Raw genomic sequence first — 16,209 nt, 5'->3', positions numbered from 1 at the left:
TCCTACGTGCCGTCCCCGTTACAGTCCAGCGGTCTATCTTTCAACGGGTTACGGTCGTTACAGAACGCGACACGGCGATGACGAAACGATTACACGCCGACGCGCCGGGCCGGCGCGCCGCCGATTTCGCGGGTGATTTTCGCGATGCATTCCTGCAGCGCCGGCACCACCTGTTCCCGCAGCCATTCGGGCGGACACTGGTGCGCCGCGCCGCCGCAATTCACTGAATAGCGTTGACCGGACGGGCCGACGAACCCGGCGGCGACCGCATTCAGGCCCTCGCGCCATTCGCCGATCGCGATCGCGTGGCCGTCGCGCATCGCTTCGTCGAGCGCGGGCGTGAGGCGAGCGGACACGTGCGGCCAGTCGTCGCCGGCCGTGGTGCGCAGCGACTCGAGCAGTTGCCGCCGCTCGTCGTCCTCGAGCGCGGCGAGGTACGCGCGCCCCACCGCCGTACGCGCGATGTCCATCCGCGAGCCGATCTCGAGGCGCGTGACGAGCACGGCCGAGCGTGGGCGGATCACGTCGATCGCGACCATGTCGAGCCGGTCGCGCACCGCGAGGTGCACGGACAGCGACGTGCGTTCGGCCAGTTCGATCATGAACGGCCGCGAACGCGCGCGGATGTCGAAGTTGCGCAGGAAGCCGTGGCTCAGTTCGAGCACCGACGCGGTCAGCACGAAGCGCTCGCTGTCGGGCAACTGGAACAGGAAGCCGGCGCTGACGAGCGTCGCGGTGATGCGCGAGACGGTCGGCTTCGGGATGCCGGTCAATTCGGTCAGTTCGCGATTGCTGACGGGGGCGTCGGCAGCCGCGATGCGGCGCAGCACGGCGAGGCCGCGGGCGAGGGCGGTGATCTCGTCGGGCGACGATTCACGGTCCCGCGACGCGGGAGAGGTTACAGTTGTCGACACGAGGGATTCTCTCTAATTCCGAAACTCGATTTCAATTTTGTTGGTATTGTAGGACTATTGTCAAAGGATGCATGTTCCGCGGGTGAACCGGTCATTCGATGCGATTTTACGGGTTCACCCTTGGTTTATTAGGAAAACGCTCAAATGAGCGTTGCTGGAAAGTGCATGAACCGGTGCAAATACCGCTTGACTTGTCGGGCGGAAACGGAAAGAATGTCTCACGTTTTCGAAACATCGTTTCAAGAGTTTAACCGGCAACGATGTTTCGCGCAGTCTCTCAGGTTCTAGCACGGCCCTCGGAATGGCTAGAACTTTTTTAGCGCCACGGTCTCCGTGGCGCTTTTTTTTGCCTGTCGTTCCGACCGTCCGTCCGGACGCGTCAGGCCCGTATTATCCCCCGATCGCCGCAAACGTCTGTCCAGGGCTGCTTCGCGCCTGCTTGCAGGTGCGTTGTGCGCCGCTCTCACGATCCCCGCACGCAAAAAAAAGCGCGACGCCCGCAGTGGGCATCGCGCGTGAAACGGCGTGGAGCGCCGACGAATGAACGGTGATGAAGAAACGACGCCTGGTCGGAGGCGCCCGGTCAAGGGAGCAACGCCTCCGCCTCGCGTGGGAATCAGCCCTTCGCGAGCTTGATGCTGGTCTGCTCGGCCGTCAGGTAGCCGACGCTGGCGCCGAAGCGATCCTTGTAGTTCGCGCGCACGAGCGGGTCGAGCGTCGGCTTGACCTTGTCGTGCAGCGGCGATTCCCAGTCGCCCGCATGCTGGAAGTTGCTCATGATGTAGGTCCAGCCGTTGATCTCGTCGACCGCGTGCAGGCCCGTCGATTCGGCGCCGGCCGGGCACGACAGCACGCGCGAGAGCGATTTCGTGTCGACGTTGTAGGCCCACAGGAAGTTGTTCACGTGCATGCCCGAGTCTTCGCCGATGAAGAGGGTGCGCAGCTTTTCGGAGAACTTCAGGTTGTCCGGGTTCGCGATCTTGTCCGGGTTCGCGAGGTTGCCGAGCGCGTCGGCCGCGGCGAGATCCTCGCCGACCAGCGCGGCCGGCGCACCCATGTCGACCGGCACCCATTCGCTGTCGATCGCGCCACCCGTCGTGTCGCGCTGGCCGGCCTTCAGGTTCAGCGCGTAGACGGCGCCCGCGGCGATCTTCTTGTCGACCGCGACGTCGCGCGACACCGCGTTGCCCTTGACCATCGACGTTTCGATCCGCGACATCGCCGTGTAGACGATCTTGTCCTTCGCGTTCACGGTCGTGCCTTCGAGCTTCGTGAACGCCATGCTGCCGCCGAGCAGCGCCGCGTAGCGGTGCGTCTCGAGGAACGCGGCCGCTTTCTCCATCCCCGGCTTCACGCGCATCCAGTTGAACTTGCCGCCGAAGTGGATCTTCGTGTAGCTCGCATCGTTCGGATCGGTCGTCACCAGGTCCATGATGTCCGACGCCTTCAGCGTGTTCGCGAGCGTCTCGATCTCGCTGCTGGTCGCGTGGCCGATCTTGATCCACGTCAGCGTCGCGGTGCCGGCGCCGGCGGACGACGTCTGCGTCCACTTCGCGACGTACAGCGTGCCGGCCGACAGGTCGGCCGCCTTGTCGGCGACGAACATGAACAGGCCGCCGTTGGTGGCGTCGTCGCCCATCATCACGGTGCGCTGGTCCGGCATGACCTGGATCAGCTCGTGCGAGATGCGGCCGAGGCAGTAGTGCTTCTTCACGGTGCCGGTGCCGTCCGGATTCACGGTGATCTCGGGCAGGTGGCCGTAGTGGTAGGGGTTCGCCTTCGTCTCGTCGCCGAACGTGTTCTTGCTGAACGCCTTGAACTGCGCATCGGTCGCGGCCTTCGTCGCGTCCGGCTCGTATTCCTCGCTCGACAGGTGCGTGCCCCACGGCGACAGGCTCGCGCCGCAGGTGATCCACAGGCCGTGCGCCTTCGACGTGTCGACGTTGTGGTACTTCACGACCTTCAGCGCGCCGGTGGCCGGGTCCTGGTCGAGCGTGAGCACGGCGATCGGCGACGGCAGCTGGCCGTACTGCGACGCGCTCGCCTGGTCGCGCGTCGTGTATTCGAACTGCACGACCGCGAACACCGTGTTGCCCTTCACGCCGGGGACGTTCGCGTTCTTCAGCGTCAGCAGCGAGCTGCCGTCCGGGCAGTCGGAATAGAACTGGCGTTCCTTGCCGGCGACCGAGCGATCGATGATCGGCTGGTTGTTGATGTCGTAGTAGCCGCCCGCGAGCGTCGTGCCGCCGTTGCCGTCCGGCACCATGTCGCCCGTCACGAAGAACGGCTTGTACGCGAGCTTGAAGTTGCGCGACGAGCCGTCCGAGAACGACACCGACAGCGTCGAGCCGACCGTCGTCGTGGCCATCGCGGCCGCGTTGTCGAGCGTCGGCGCGGTCATCGCCGAGAATGCCGCCGACGTATAGGCAGCGGCGACCGGCGCCGGCGTGGACGCGGGATCGTCGTCGCCGCCGCAACCCGTCAGCAGGGCCGGCAGCGCGAGGCCGGAAAGGGGCAGCATCGGCGCGCCGGCGAGGATCTTCAGGGCCTGACGACGGGAAGCATTGGGCAACGCGGGCATGTGGAGTCCAGTTTCGGTTGTTGGAAGAATGGCCTTCGCGAAGCGGGCGAGCGGCAAGCTTCGCGAAGGCATATTGAAAACTGGACGGAAGTGTAAGGACGCTAGATGAAAGTTTTTTGAATCGAAAACGTAATGAGGCGTCGGGCGTCCGTCAGGTGAGCTGGCGGACGCCGATCGCAAGCGTTTGCGCTCAATCGCGCTCGGGCGTGGCCGAGATGCGGTGGATCGACAGGTCGGCGCCGTCGAATTCGGCTTCGCGATCGAGACGCAGGCCGACGGTCGCCTTCAGCGCGCCGTAGACGAGCGTGCCGCCCGCGGTCGCGATCGCGATGCCGCCGAGCGTGCCGACGAGCTGCGACAGGAACGACACGCCGCCGAGGCCGCCGAGCGCCGGCAGCCCGAACACGCCGGCCGCGAGGCCGCCGAGTGCGCCGCACATCCCGTGCAGCGGCCACACGCCGAGCACGTCGTCGATGCGCCAGCGGTTCTGCACGCAGGTGAACATCGCGACGAACAGCGCACCGGCCGCGGCGCCCGTGACGAGCGCGCCGATCGGGTGCATCACGTCGGAGCCCGCGCATACCGCGACGAGGCCCGCGAGCGGCCCGTTGTACGTGAAGCCCGGGTCGTTGCGGCCGGCCATCCACGCGGCGAGCGTGCCGCCGACCATCGCCATCAGCGAGTTCACCGCGACGAGGCCGCTGATCTTGTCGAGCGTCTGCGCGCTCATCACGTTGAAGCCGAACCAGCCGACCGCGAGCACCCACGCGCCGAGCGCGAGGAACGGGATGTTCGACGGCGGGTGCGCGGCAATCCGGCCGTCCTTCGCATAGCGGCCGTGGCGCGCGCCGAGCAGCAGCACGGCCGGCAGCGCGACCCAGCCGCCGAACGCGTGCACGACCACCGAGCCCGCGAAGTCGTGGAACGGCGCGCCGAACGCGTGCGCGAGCCAGGCCTGCACGCCGAAGCGCTCGTTCCAGGCGATCCCTTCGAAGAACGGATAGATGAAGCCGACGATGATCAGCGTCGCGACGAGTTGCGGGTTGAACTTCGCGCGCTCCGCGATGCCGCCCGACACGATCGCCGGGATCGCCGCCGCGAACGTCAGCAGGAAAAAGAAGCGGACGAGCGCGTAGCCGTTGTGCTGCGACAGCGTGCCGATGTCGTCGAAGAATTCGACGCCGTACGCGATCGTGTAGCCGATGAAGAAGTACGCGAGCGTCGACACCGAGAAGTCGACCAGGATCTTCACGAGCGCGTTGACCTGGTTCTTCTTGCGGACCGTGCCGAGTTCGAGAAACGCGAAGCCCGCGTGCATCGCGAGCACCATGACGGCGCCGATCAACAGGAACAGTGTGTCGACGCCGGATTTCAGACCATCCATGCCGTGGCTTCCTTGCGCAAAAAACGGGCAAGGAATGCAAATATCGAGCCAACCTGGTGAACGATTGCGTGGAATTGGTGCCTGGATGCCGCGCCATGCGGCATTCCGGTGAATCGTGCACGGGATCGAAGCGTGATCGACGCCGCTCGAGGGGCGCGTCGATTGCACGTAGCTGGTGCGAGACGTGCTGAACTGGTGCGTACGATGAACGAGGCGGTGCGCGGCGATGCGGTATCACGCACCGATCTGGCGCGTCAGTGGCGTGCGAACAGCGCGGGCGGCCGGCGCAGCCGCAGCGCGCAGGCCGACCAGTAGGCGGCGACGGTCGCCAGCCCGAGCGCGGCGAAGGCAAGCGCCGCGAAGCCCGCGAGGGACTGGCCGTCGGCGTCGGCGCCGAGGATGCCTTGCGCGACGATCAGTGCCGCGGTCCAGAACCCGATCACGGCCTGCGTGAGCAAGCGCGCGCAGGCGATGCGGCGCGGACGCCCGGATTCGGCGAGGCGGCGCGCCGACGGCGCACGCAGGCACAGGAAGAGGGTGGCGGCGAGCAGCGCGGCCAGGGCGATGAGCCAGTCGACGAGGAAAGCCATAACGAGGAAAAGGGGGACACGTACGAAGCGGATTGAAGCGTGCCCACTTTAGAGGCGTGGCGCGTGCGATTGAATCAGACGAATCCGAAATTGAAAGGCATTTTTAATGACGGGTCGTTATTTGGCCTGTTCCACAGGCGGTATCATCGACACCGGTCCAACCACGAGGTCGCGCCACGCGCGGCCGGAGATTGCTGATGAACATGAAGACATCGCGGGCGCGTCGTGTGCCCGGGTCCGTGCTGGCGGCCGTGGCCGCCGGTGCGCTGCTGTTGCTCGCGGGCTGCGAGAAGTCCGGCACGCCGGCCGCGCAACCCGATACGGCCGCGAGCGCGGCCGCCGATGCCGCGAACAATGCGGCCAAGGCGCTCGACCAGGTGGCGAGCACCGTCAATCAACAGATTAACGCGGCGAAGGCCGGCATCGCGTCCGCGGCGTCGGCCGTGCCGCCGCTGTCCGCGAGCGGCCTCGCATCGGCCGCGCAGGCGCAGATCGACGCGGCGGCGTCCGCGGTCGTCGCGCATGCGGCTTCCGAAGCGGGCGCGAAGATCGCCGAAGCCGGCAAGAAACTCCAGCAGTGGAGCCAGCAGAACGCCGCGGGGGCGAAATCCGCGAGCGGCGAATGACGCGGGCTTGCACGATTCGCAAAATGTAATTATGATGGTTACACAAGTCGCCGGTTGCGGGTCGGGCCGGCGTCGCCGAGTGAGTCAGGAATGAATACCAGCAGCCGGTTCGCGTTTGCCGTTCACGTGCTTGCCTTGCTGTCGATGCAGGAAGGCGTGCCGTTGTCGTCCGACATCATCGCGGGCAGCGTGAATACGAATCCGGCGCTGATTCGCCGGTTGCTGTCGATGCTGGCGGCCGCGGGCCTGACCACGTCGCAGCTCGGCGCGGGCGGCGGTGCGCTGCTGGCGCGCGAGCCCGGTGAGATCACGCTGCTCGACGTGTATCGCGCGGTCGACGATGCGCAACTGTTCGCGCTGCACCGCGAGGCGCCGAATCCGGCGTGTCTCGTCGGGCGGCACATCCAGGGCGTGCTGACCGGCTATATCGGCGACGCGCAGCGCGCAATGGAGGCTTCGCTCGCCACGCGCACGCTGGTCGACGTGACGGCCGACATGCTGGATCGGGAGCAGCGCACGCAACGGGCGGCGCGCGCCGGGGGGTGACCGACGGCGGGCAGGGCAGGAAGCCGGACGGCGCGTACGCGCGGCGATCGGCGCAACGGGGGCTTCGCCCCGTTTTTTTCGGTCTTATGTGTAATTAACTGTGTTACATATTTTCATTACTGGAGAATCGATATGACGCAACGTTCGTTGAATATCGCGCTGTTCGGCGCCACCGGCACGATCGGCTCGCGCATCGCGGCGGAAGCCGTGCGACGCGGCCACCGCGTCACGGCGCTGTCGCGCCATCCGGGCGCGTCCGGCGACGGCATCACCGCGAAGGCGGCCGACCTGTTCGACGCGGCCAGCATCGCCGCCGCGCTGCCGGGCCATGACGTCGTCGCAAGCGCGTACGGCCCGAAGCAGGAAGATGCGGCGCAGGTCGTCGCGGCCGCGAAGGCGCTGGTCGCCGGCACGCGCCAGGCCGGCCTGAAGCGGCTCGTCGTGGTAGGCGGCGCCGGTTCGCTCGAAGTCGCGCCGGGCAAGCAACTCGTCGACACCGAAGGTTTTCCGGACGCGTACAAGCCGCAGGCGCTCGCGCACCGCGATGCATTCGACTACCTGAAGACGGTCACCGATCTCGACTGGACCTTCTTCGCGCCGGCCGCGCTGATCGCGCCGGGCGAGCGCACGGGCACGTTCCGCACCGGCGTCGGCAAGCTGATCGTGGACGCGCAGGGCAACAGCAAGATCTCGGCGGAAGACTACGCGGTCGCGTTCGTCGACGCGCTCGAGCAGGACAGCTTCGTGCGCGAAATCGCGACGGTCGCGTATTGATCGGCGTGGCGGCCGGCGGCGTGTGAGCGCCGGCCCGGGCGCGGCGTGCAAGCCGCGACGCGCGACGATGTCAGGCGACGCCACCCCTCGCGGGTGGCGTCGCCTGTTTCATTTGGGGCGGCGAGCGCGTGGCGGATCGGTATTTACACCGGTCGACGTGCCGAGACACTTTTCATATTGTTCCCCGTTGGGCAGGATGAATAGAATAAATTTCTATCGACGAGGGAATGGAGAAATGGACGCCATCGATCGCAAGCTGCTGGAGCTGCTGCAGGCGGATGCCACGCTGCCGATCGCGGAGCTGGCGCAGCGCGTGAACCTGTCGCAGACGCCGTGCTGGAAGCGCGTGCAGCGGCTGAAGGAAACCGGCGCGATTCGCGCGCAGGTCGCGCTGTGCGATCCGCGCAAGCTCGGGGTCGGCACGACCGTGTTCGTCGCGATCCGCACGAACCAGCACACCGAGGAATGGGCGCAGCGTTTCACGCAGGCGGTGCGCGACATGCCGGAAGTGGTCGAGGTGTACCGGATGAGCGGCGAGACCGATTACCTGCTGCGCGTGGTGGTGGCCGGCATCGACGATTACGACCGCGTCTACAAGCAACTGATTCGCACGGTGCCGCTGTTCGACGTCAGTTCGTCGTTCGCGATGGAGCAGATCAAGTATTCGACCGCGCTGCCCGTGCGCGATCTGGCCGAGCCGGCCTGACGGGCTTGCCGCCGCGTCGGCCGCGCGGCTTCAGCGGCCGCGCGCCAGCGCGCGTGCGCGCTCGTCGGCCAGCGCGTCGCGGCGCACGAAATCCGCGACGAACGGGCTGGCCGGATGATGGTGCAGCGCATACGGCGTGTCCCATTGCGCGAGCCGGCCGTCCTTCATCACGCCGATCCGGTCGGCGATCGCGAACGCTTCCGCCTGATTGTGCGTGACGAGGATCGCGGTGTGGCCCGTGTGCTTCAGGATGTCGCGCAGCTCGAACGCGAGCCGCTCGCGCGTATCGACGTCGAGATTCGAGAACGGCTCGTCGAGCAGCAGCAATTCCGGCGACGGTGCAAGGGCGCGTGCGAGGGCGACGCGCTGCTGCTGGCCGCCCGACAGTTCGTGCGGATACGCGTCGCCGGAATCGGCTAGGCCGACGAGGTCGAGCATCTCCGCGATGCGCAGGCGCCGTTCGGCCTTCGGCATGCGCCGCAGGCCGAACGCGACGTTGTCGGCCGCGCTCAGGTGCGGAAACAGCGCGTAATCCTGGAACATCATGCCGATGCGCCGCCGCTCGGGCGGCACGTCGAGCGACGGCGCCGCGACCGGCGTGCCGTCCAGCACGATGCGCCCCATGCGCACGGGTTCGAAGCCGGCGATCGCGCGCAGCACGGTGGTCTTGCCGCAGCCGGACGCGCCGAGCAGGCAGCCGATGTCGCCGCGCGGCAGCGCGAGGCTCAGGCCGTCGACCACGGTGCGGCGGCCGTGCGGCGTGTCGTAGGCGACGCAGAGGTCGTCGAGTTCGAGCAGGTTCACGGTGTCAGGCTCCGATCTTGTGGCGGGTGCGGGCGAGCAGGATCACGGGCACGAGCCCGGCCAGCACGATCGCGAGCGCGGCGACCGCGCCTTCTTCATAGGTGCCGCGCGCGGCTTCCGCATACAGCCAGGTCGCGAGCGTGTCGAAATTCAACGGACGCAGCAGCAGCGTGGCCGGCAGCTCCTTCATCGCGTCGACGAACACCAGCAGCGCGCTCGTCGTGAGCGCGGGCCGCAACAGCGGCAGGTGGATGCGGCGCAACGTGCCGCCGGCCGTCTCGCCGAGCGAGCGCGCGGCCTGTTCGAGCGACGGCGGAATGCGCGCGAGGCCGGCCTCGATGCCGCCGGCCGGGATCGCGAGAAAACGCACGGTATAGGCGATCACGAGCGCGGTCGCCGAACCCATCAGCAGCAGCCCGTCGCGGCCGAGCGCCGCGCCGAACAGCCGGTCGGCCGCCGCGAACGGAATCAGCAGGCCGATCGCGAGTACGGTGCCTGGCACCGCGTAGCCGAGGCTCGCGATCCGCGCGCACAGGCGGGCAGGGCCCGCACCGGCGCTGTCGCGCTGCGCGCGGGCGGCCCACGCGACGACGAGTCCGCACGCGAGCGTCGCGACGGTGGCGGCGGTCGCGATCGTCAGCGTGTTCGCGAGCCCCGTCATCAATTGCGCGGAGATGCCGCCGACGAGGTGCAGCCGCTTGGCCGTTTCGACCGTGAGGTACGCGGCCGGCGCGCCGAAGCCGAGCAGGACGGGTAGCCAGCCGAGCACGGCGGCGCCCAGCGCGGCCGCGCCGGTCAGGCGGCGCGGCGCGATCGGCCGCATGCGTCGGCCGTGCGCGTAGCGCTGGCGGCGGCGCCCATAGCGTTCGAGCGCGATCATGCCGACGACGATCGCGAGCATCGCCAGCGCGATCTGCGCGGCGCCGGCGAGATCGGAGCGCGTGATCCACGTCGTATAGACGGACACGGTCAGCGTCTGCACGCCGAGGAATTCCGACGCGCCGATATCGTTCAGCGTTTCGAGCAGCGCGAGGCTCACGCCGACCGCGATCGCCGGGCGGGCCAGCGGCACGACGACGCGCCAGAACGTCGCGAGGCGGCCCGCGCCGAGCGTGCGCGCGGCCTCGAGCAGGCTCGCGGACTGCGTGACGAACATCGCGCGCGTGCTCAGATAGACATACGGATACAGCACGAAGCCGAGCACGAAGATCGCGCCGGGCAGCGAACGCAGGTCGGGCAGACGGAACTGGCGCGGGCTGTCGAAGCCGAGCAGCCAGCGGATCGCGCCTTGCACGGGGCCGATCGGATGCAGCAGATCGAGATACGCGAACGCGACGATGTAGGTGGGCACCGCGAGCGGCAGCAGCAGTGCCCAGGTCAGGGTCCGGCGGCCGGGAAAATCGTAGGCGGTGACGAGCCATGCGCAGCCGGTGCCGACGATCGACACGATCGTGCCGACCCCGGCGAGCAGCAGCAGCGTATTGACGAGCGCCTGCGGCAGCACGAATTCCGCGAGATGCCGCCAGTGCGCGAGATCGGCGTCGAAGGCGGCGGCCACGAGCACCGCGAGCGGCGCCGCGACCGCCGCGGCGATCGTCAGCGCCGCGAGCAGCCACAGGCTGCCCGCGCGCGGCCGCAGGCGCAGGCCGCTCGGCTCGCGGCAGGCGCGGGCGGGCGATGCGTCAGTTGTCAAAGCCGACCTTGTCGACGAGCTGGCTCGCCTGCTTGCGATGCTTCGCGATGTCCGCCAGCGGCAGCGGATCGACTTTCAGCGTGCCGAAGCTGGCGATCACCGGGTCGAGCTTCACGTTCGCGCGCACCGGGTATTCGTAGTTCGCCTGCGCATACAGCGCCTGCGCTTCCGGCGACACGAGATATTCGAGCAGTTTCACCGCGTTGGCCTTGTGCGGCGCGTGCTTCGCGACCGTCGCGCCGCTGATGTTCACGTGCGTGCCGCCGCTCTTCGCGTTCGCGAAGGTCGGCCGCACGACCTTGATCGCGTCGCCCCATTTGCGCGCATCGCTGCCCGGTTCGGCGTTTTTCATGTGGCCGACGTAGTAAGCGTTCGCGAGGCCGACGTCGCAGATGCCGCCGAGGATGTCGCGCGCGACGTCGCGGTCGCCGCCGGTCGCCTTGCGTGCGAGGTTCGCCTTCACGCCGCGCAGCCATGTCTCGGTCGCGGCCTCGCCGTCGTGCGCGATCATCGCCGCGACGAGCGCGGTGTTGTACGGATGCTGGCCCGAGCGGATGCAGACCTTGCCCTTCCATTTCGGATCGGCGAGATCTTCGTAGCGGAACGCATCGACCTTCAGGTCCTTTTCGACGTACAGCACGCGATCGCGCAGCGACAGCGCGTACCAGTCGCCGTTCGTGGCGCGCAGGTTCGCGGGAATCGCGTCGTCGAGCACCTTCGAGCGCACCGGCTGCGTGACGCCGCCGTCGACGAGGTCGAGCAGGTTGCCGACGTCGACCGTCATCAGCACGTCGGCCGGCGACTGCGCGCCTTCCGCCTTCACGCGCTCGAGCAGGCCGTCCTTCACGAACACCGTGTTGACCTTGACGCCGCTCTGCTTCGTGAACGCGTCGATGAGCGGCTGGATCAGCTTCGGCTCGCGGGTGGTGTACAGGCTCACTTCCTCGGCCGCGTGGGCAAGCGGCGCGAAGGCTGCTGCGGCGGCGGCGAGGGCGCCGGCGAGCGGCAGCAGGCGGGTGCGCGGATTCGACATGAAGACTCCGGTGCGGCAGGTGGACGAGGGAGCGTTCCGGGGCGCGCCTGCCGCCCGAGCGACCCGAAACATTACAAAATGAAAGACTTTGGATTCTAGATCGAAATGGGAACGATTAACAATCGAAAGCTGACGGAAAGCGGAGGAGAAGCCGGGGCCGGAGGGCGGCGAACGGGGCGGTGCAGTGTGGGCGCAAGCGCGTAGAATGCCCGCTTCGACGAATTTGACGGAGCCGCACCGACCATGAACGATCAGCGCAAGAAGAACCCTGTCCGCAACGTGAGCATCCTGATCGTCGTGGCCGTGCTGCTCGTGATCGGGACGATCCTGTACAACGCGATTTCGCAGAAGCACGCGTACGACGAGGCCCATCCGGCCGAGGCCGCGAGCGCGGCGTCGCACTGACGCGCCGCTACGCGGCCTGATCGGGTCGCGTGCGGGGCATGCCACGGGAGTCGATCCGCGGCGTCCGGCGCGACGGGCGCCGCGCGGAACCGGGACATCGGAAGGCGCGTCGGAACCGGCGCGCCGCACCGGCCAGTCCGCCGTGCGTCAACGTGACGCAGGTGCGAATTTCGGGCGAATCCGTGCGTAGAACACGGCCGCGAGCAGCGCGAGCCATGCCGCGCCGACATACAGCGCCACGCGCGTATCCTCGAACCAGCCGAGCATCACGATCACGAAGCCCATGAAGGCGATCGTCAGCGCGGGCGCGACGGGCCACAGCGGCACCTTGAACTTCAGCGCGGCGACTTCGGCACTCGACAGGCGGCGACGCATCGCCACCTGCGACAGCAGGATCATCAGCCACACCCACACGGTCGCGAACGTCGCGATCGCGGCGACCACCAGGAACACGTCCTTCGGCATCAGGTAGTTGAGCAGCACGCCCACCAGCAGCGCGCCGGCCATCACGAGCACCGTGACCCACGGCACGCCGTGGCGCGATGTCGTCATCAGCACGCGCGGCGCCTGACCCTGCCGCGCCATCCCGAACATCATCCGGCCCGCGCCGAAGATGTCGCTGTTGATCGCCGAGATCGCCGCGCTGATCACGACGAGGTTCAGGATCGTCGCGGCCGATTTCACGCCGAGCGCCGAGAAGATCTGCACGAACGGGCTGCCGTCGCTGCCGACACCCGTCCACGGGCTGATCGACATCAGCACCACCATCGTCAGCACGTAGAACAGCAGGATGCGTGCGGGCACCGCGTTGATCGCGCGCGGAATCACGCGTTCCGGGTCCTTCGCCTCACCGGCGCTCATCCCGATCACCTCGATCCCGCCGTACGCGAAGATCACCACCGACAGCGACGCGATCAGCCCGCCGATGCCGTTCGGCAAGAAGCCGCCGTGGTTCCACAGGTTCGCGAACGTCGGCAAGTCGGCCGAATGACCGAAGTGCATGCCGGTCAGCAGGATCGCGACGCCGCCGCCGATCATTGCGACGATCGCGCCGACCTTGATGATCGACAGCCAGAATTCGAGCTCGCCGAACACTTTCACGTGGCACAGGTTCAGCCCGCAGATGATCGCGACGACGCCGAGCACCCAGATCCATTGCGGGACGTCCGGAAACCAGAAGCCCATGTAGATGCCGAACGCGGTGATGTCCGCGATCGCGACGATCACCATTTCGAGCGTGTAGGTCCAGCCGGTGACGAAGCCCGCGAAGGGGCCGAGGTTCTCGGTCGCGTAGTGGCCGAACGAGCCGGCGACGGGTTCGCGCACGGCCATCTCGCCGAGCGCGCGCATCACCATGTAGACGGCCGCGCCGCCCAGGATGTACGCGAGGATCACGGCCGGGCCGGCAAGCTGGATCGCGGACGCGGAGCCGTAGAACAGGCCCGTACCGATCGCCGAGCCCAGCGCGAGAAAGCGGATGTGCCGCGCGCTCAGGTGGCGCTGCAAGTTTTTCATCGAGTCTCCGATATCGTTATGCGACGAACCTGGCGAGCGGGGCCGGTTCGAGTGCGCCAAGTTGTCTATACAACTTGAATGTGAACGAATGATAACAAGCCGGACCCGGTGACCGGAATCGGGTATTCCCTGACTGGCGCGGCGAGCGGAACGGGGCGTGGGGCGGTCGCGCGCTGAATGCGCGCGCCGCATGGAGCGGTGGAGCATGCTTCGGGGGATCGTTGAATCGAGGCGCGCCGGTGGCCGAGCCGCGTCGTGCGCGGGCCGGCCTGCCGGCGCGGACAGCCGGAGGTCAGGCCGGCAGGCGGATCACGCTCGCATCCTTGCGGATCAGCAGCGACGACGCGAGCATCTGTTTGCACTGGTGCGCGAGCACCTTCAGGTCGTGCGTGAGCTCGGCGCCGACTGCATCGGATTTTTCCGCGGACACGACCATCGCATCGAGATCGCGCGTGATCTGCTTCGACGCTTCGAGCTGGTCGGTGGGCGGCGGCTCGCCGGCCTCGGCCTTCTCGAGATTGTCGAGCACCGCGGCGAGGCCGCGCTGCAGCGCATCGTCGTGGACGAGGCCGCCGTCGGCCGCGCATGCGCTGCGGATCAGCGGCGCGGCGGCCGTGATCTGCGCGCCGAGCACGTGCGTCTGCACGAGCAGGTCGTTCAGTTCGGGCACGAAGCGCTGGTGCGCCTTCGGCTCGATCATCATCCGCTGGAACGCCTGCCCGAGGTTCGCGAACGCGATGTGCACGTCCTTGCGGGCGAGGCGGTAGCGGTAGTCGTCGTCGAGGCTGGCCGTCGGGGATTCGATCGCGGCGGCGACGCCCGCGACGACGGCGGCACCGTCGGCGGTCGGCACCGGCACCGGCGGCGACATGCCGCGCCCGGCACGCCACACGGCCTCGAAATACTTGCGGGTGGACGTCAACATGTCGGTGACGAGCTTGCCCATCAGCCGGTATTCCCAGTACGGGAACAGCCGGCTCGCGGCGATCGCGATCATGCAGCCGACCACCGTGTCGATCGCGCGTTCGCCGATGATCCGCATGCTGCCCGGCGCGAGCAGGTGGAACATCAGCAGCACGTATGACGACGTGAACACGACGCTCGCCGCATAGTTGAACAGCAGCAGGCTGTAGCTCATCACCATCGACCCGAACATGATCGCGATCAGCAGGTGCGTATCCTTGACCGTGTAGATCAGCGCGACGCTCGCCGCGCAGCCGATCAGCGTACCGACGATACGCGCCGCGTTGCGCTGCTTGGTCAGCGAATAGCCGGGCTTCAGGATGATGATGGTCGTCATCACGATCCAGTACGCGTTGGTGAGCGGCAGCAGCCGGCCGATCCAGAAGCCGACCGCCACTGCGATCGTCACGCGCAGTGCATGGCGAAAGCTCGGCGAGCGCATGTTCAGGTTCGAGAAGATCAGCAGCGGCGACATGCGGCGGCGCTGCAGGAAGCGCGTGAGCGCCTTGTCGATCTTCAGTTCGGTTTGCTGCGGATCGGCGTGGCCCGACAGGTTGCGGCGCATCCGGTCGATCAGGCGCGTCGCGCTCCAGATGCGCCGGAACGTCGCGACCACGGCCGCATAGGCTTCCGCGTGGGTGGCCGCGAAGTTTTTCTTGCGCATCAACTCGATCTCATACTCGATCGCGCGCAGCTCGGCCTTCACGCTGATGTGCGAATGCGGCGCGCGGTTTTCGAGCACCGCGAGGCCGACCTCCTCGAGATCGGCTGCGGCCTTGCGGATCAGGTCGCGATAGAAAATGATCAGGTCCGAGCCGCCGAACGTGTTGCGCACGAGCGGGTAGTCGGTGTGCGCGCCGACGAACAGCTCGTGCAGGTCGACGCTGTTGATGAACAGGTTGTACATCGTCGTGCGGCCGGGATCGAGCTTGCCGCGCCGCAGCTTCGGCAGGTTGCGCAGCACGATGTCGCGCGCGGTTTCCTGCGTTTCGACCGCGGTGATCTGCCGGGCGACGAGATTGCGGTAGCACTCGTCGAGATCGGCGTCGAGGTCGTAGAACTGCGCGCGCGCGAGCAGGTAGTCGGCGCAGGCGAACAGGCTTTCGGCCAGCGCCTGCTGCTCGATTCGGCGCGCCTGCCATTGCGACACGAGCGTGGCCCAGTACGTGTACCAGAGGCCGCCCGCGAGAATCCAGCCGGCGTTGACGAACGCCTGCAGCGGCGTGAACTTCTCCTCGAGCGTCATCACCATCATGAACAGCGTCGCGAAGCTGATCTGCGGCCAGCGGTTGCCGTAGACGACGATCAGCGACAGCACGAACGTGAGCGGCACGATCGTGAGCCACAGCGCGAAGATGTTCGGGGTCGCGAGACCGGTCGCGAGCGCGGCCAGGAAGCCGATCACGCTGCACGCGAGCATTTCGTTGTGTTTGTACTTCAGCGGGCCCGGCATGTCGACCACGCACGCACCGAGCGCGCCCGTCGAGATCGTGAAGCCAAGCTCGCGGTTGTGAAACACGATCAGGCACAACACGGCCGGCAGCGACACGCCGACCGCGATCCGCAGGCCGCCGAAAAAGTACTGGCTGTAGAAAAACTTTCTGATTTCGACCGAATAGCGCATCGATGGGCTGAATGACAGACGAAGACGCCGGGGCGGCGTATTGACTGGCGA

14 protein-coding genes are annotated in these 16,209 nt (G+C 67.4%); 5 read left to right on the top strand and 9 right to left on the bottom strand.

The window, feature by feature from the left end:
* Positions 1 to 89 precede the first annotated feature (89 nt).
* From JMF90_RS00070 to JMF90_RS00055, 4 genes are all read right to left on the bottom strand, one after another.
* Entirely contained in the window at positions 90 to 914 is an 825-nt protein-coding gene (locus JMF90_RS00070; protein ID WP_011694236.1) for an IclR family transcriptional regulator, read from the bottom strand.
* A gap of 616 nt (positions 915 to 1,530) precedes the next feature.
* Positions 1,531 to 3,495, bottom strand: a complete 1,965-nt coding sequence (locus JMF90_RS00065; RefSeq protein WP_077177979.1) for a PhoX family phosphatase — start codon at positions 3,493 to 3,495, stop codon at positions 1,531 to 1,533.
* A gap of 190 nt (positions 3,496 to 3,685) precedes the next feature.
* Positions 3,686 to 4,879, bottom strand: coding sequence for an ammonium transporter (locus tag JMF90_RS00060; protein WP_011694238.1), 1,194 nt, complete (start codon positions 4,877 to 4,879; stop codon positions 3,686 to 3,688).
* A gap of 254 nt (positions 4,880 to 5,133) precedes the next feature.
* Complete coding sequence (locus JMF90_RS00055) at positions 5,134 to 5,469, bottom strand: hypothetical protein (protein ID WP_011545006.1); 336 nt, start codon at positions 5,467 to 5,469, stop codon at positions 5,134 to 5,136.
* Positions 5,470 to 5,666: 197 nt separating this feature from the next.
* On the opposite strand from JMF90_RS00055, the gene JMF90_RS00050 reads away from it, so the two are divergent.
* The 4 genes from JMF90_RS00050 to JMF90_RS00035 all read left to right on the top strand — a co-directional run bounded on the left by JMF90_RS00050 (position 5,667) and on the right by JMF90_RS00035 (position 8,121).
* A complete protein-coding gene (locus tag JMF90_RS00050; RefSeq protein WP_011545007.1) occupies positions 5,667 to 6,095 on the top strand; it encodes a hypothetical protein in 429 nt (142 codons plus the stop codon).
* A 90-nt stretch (positions 6,096 to 6,185) separates the two neighbouring features.
* Positions 6,186 to 6,641, top strand: a complete 456-nt coding sequence (locus JMF90_RS00045) for an Rrf2 family transcriptional regulator (RefSeq protein WP_011545008.1) — start codon at positions 6,186 to 6,188, stop codon at positions 6,639 to 6,641.
* Between the two features lie 132 nt (positions 6,642 to 6,773).
* Positions 6,774 to 7,415 carry an NAD(P)-dependent oxidoreductase gene (locus JMF90_RS00040; RefSeq protein WP_006476420.1) on the top strand — a complete coding sequence of 214 codons (642 nt, stop codon included), beginning with the start codon at positions 6,774 to 6,776 and terminating at the stop codon, positions 7,413 to 7,415.
* A 235-nt stretch (positions 7,416 to 7,650) separates the two neighbouring features.
* Positions 7,651 to 8,121 carry an Lrp/AsnC family transcriptional regulator gene (locus tag JMF90_RS00035; RefSeq protein WP_006484401.1) on the top strand — a complete coding sequence of 157 codons (471 nt, stop codon included), beginning with the start codon at positions 7,651 to 7,653 and terminating at the stop codon, positions 8,119 to 8,121.
* A gap of 30 nt (positions 8,122 to 8,151) precedes the next feature.
* Here the strand turns inward: JMF90_RS00035 and JMF90_RS00030 are convergent, their stop codons facing one another.
* The 3 genes from JMF90_RS00030 to JMF90_RS00020 are packed head-to-tail and all read right to left on the bottom strand — an operon-like array spanning position 8,152 to position 11,651.
* Complete coding sequence (locus JMF90_RS00030) at positions 8,152 to 8,925, bottom strand: ABC transporter ATP-binding protein (protein WP_011545009.1); 774 nt, start codon at positions 8,923 to 8,925, stop codon at positions 8,152 to 8,154.
* A 4-nt stretch (positions 8,926 to 8,929) separates the two neighbouring features.
* The gene (locus JMF90_RS00025) at positions 8,930 to 10,618 is read right to left on the bottom strand and encodes an iron ABC transporter permease (RefSeq protein ID WP_011545010.1); all 1,689 of its coding nucleotides are present in this window, start codon (positions 10,616 to 10,618) and stop codon (positions 8,930 to 8,932) included.
* Entirely contained in the window at positions 10,608 to 11,651 is a 1,044-nt protein-coding gene (locus JMF90_RS00020) for a Fe(3+) ABC transporter substrate-binding protein (protein ID WP_011545011.1), read from the bottom strand. The genes JMF90_RS00025 and JMF90_RS00020 overlap by 11 nt, the downstream gene beginning before the upstream one ends.
* Positions 11,652 to 11,894: 243 nt before the next feature.
* Here JMF90_RS00020 and JMF90_RS00015 point away from each other — a divergent pair, with 243 nt between their 5' ends.
* Positions 11,895 to 12,056, top strand: coding sequence for a hypothetical protein (locus JMF90_RS00015; protein ID WP_006476417.1), 162 nt, complete (start codon positions 11,895 to 11,897; stop codon positions 12,054 to 12,056).
* Positions 12,057 to 12,203: 147 nt separating this feature from the next.
* On the opposite strand, the gene JMF90_RS00010 is transcribed toward JMF90_RS00015, so the two are convergent.
* Positions 12,204 to 13,571: an amino acid permease gene (locus JMF90_RS00010; protein ID WP_011545012.1), complete on the bottom strand. Its 1,368-nt coding sequence runs from the start codon at positions 13,569 to 13,571 to the stop codon at positions 12,204 to 12,206.
* A 292-nt stretch (positions 13,572 to 13,863) separates the two neighbouring features.
* On the bottom strand, positions 13,864 to 16,158 hold the full coding sequence (locus JMF90_RS00005) for an FUSC family membrane protein (RefSeq protein ID WP_011545013.1): 2,295 nt from the start codon (positions 16,156 to 16,158) through the stop codon (positions 13,864 to 13,866).
* Positions 16,159 to 16,209: the final 51 nt, after the last annotated feature.

The organism is Burkholderia sp. E168m23 (genome assembly GCF_016586125.1).
Lineage (GTDB): Bacteria > Pseudomonadota > Gammaproteobacteria > Burkholderiales > Burkholderiaceae > Burkholderia > Burkholderia orbicola.
The sequence above is the reverse complement of the archived record's forward strand: the minus strand, read 5'-3'. Positions and strand labels throughout refer to the sequence as shown.

Excerpts from the sequence above, each read along its gene's own strand:
- JMF90_RS00055 (WP_011545006.1), bottom strand. The coding sequence starts at position 5,469 with ATGGCTTTCCTCGTCGACTGGCTCATCGCCCTGGCCGCGCTGCTCGCC.
- JMF90_RS00015 (WP_006476417.1), top strand. The coding sequence starts at position 11,895 with ATGAACGATCAGCGCAAGAAGAACCCTGTCCGCAACGTGAGCATCCTG.
- JMF90_RS00050 (WP_011545007.1), top strand. The coding sequence starts at position 5,667 with ATGAACATGAAGACATCGCGGGCGCGTCGTGTGCCCGGGTCCGTGCTG.
- JMF90_RS00040 (WP_006476420.1), top strand. The coding sequence starts at position 6,774 with ATGACGCAACGTTCGTTGAATATCGCGCTGTTCGGCGCCACCGGCACG.
- JMF90_RS00020 (WP_011545011.1), bottom strand. The coding sequence starts at position 11,651 with ATGTCGAATCCGCGCACCCGCCTGCTGCCGCTCGCCGGCGCCCTCGCC.
- JMF90_RS00035 (WP_006484401.1), top strand. The coding sequence starts at position 7,651 with ATGGACGCCATCGATCGCAAGCTGCTGGAGCTGCTGCAGGCGGATGCC.
- JMF90_RS00045 (WP_011545008.1), top strand. The coding sequence starts at position 6,186 with ATGAATACCAGCAGCCGGTTCGCGTTTGCCGTTCACGTGCTTGCCTTG.
- JMF90_RS00065 (WP_077177979.1), bottom strand. The coding sequence starts at position 3,495 with ATGCCCGCGTTGCCCAATGCTTCCCGTCGTCAGGCCCTGAAGATCCTC.
- JMF90_RS00005 (WP_011545013.1), bottom strand. The coding sequence starts at position 16,158 with ATGCGCTATTCGGTCGAAATCAGAAAGTTTTTCTACAGCCAGTACTTT.
- JMF90_RS00060 (WP_011694238.1), bottom strand. The coding sequence starts at position 4,879 with ATGGATGGTCTGAAATCCGGCGTCGACACACTGTTCCTGTTGATCGGC.
- JMF90_RS00010 (WP_011545012.1), bottom strand. The coding sequence starts at position 13,571 with ATGAAAAACTTGCAGCGCCACCTGAGCGCGCGGCACATCCGCTTTCTC.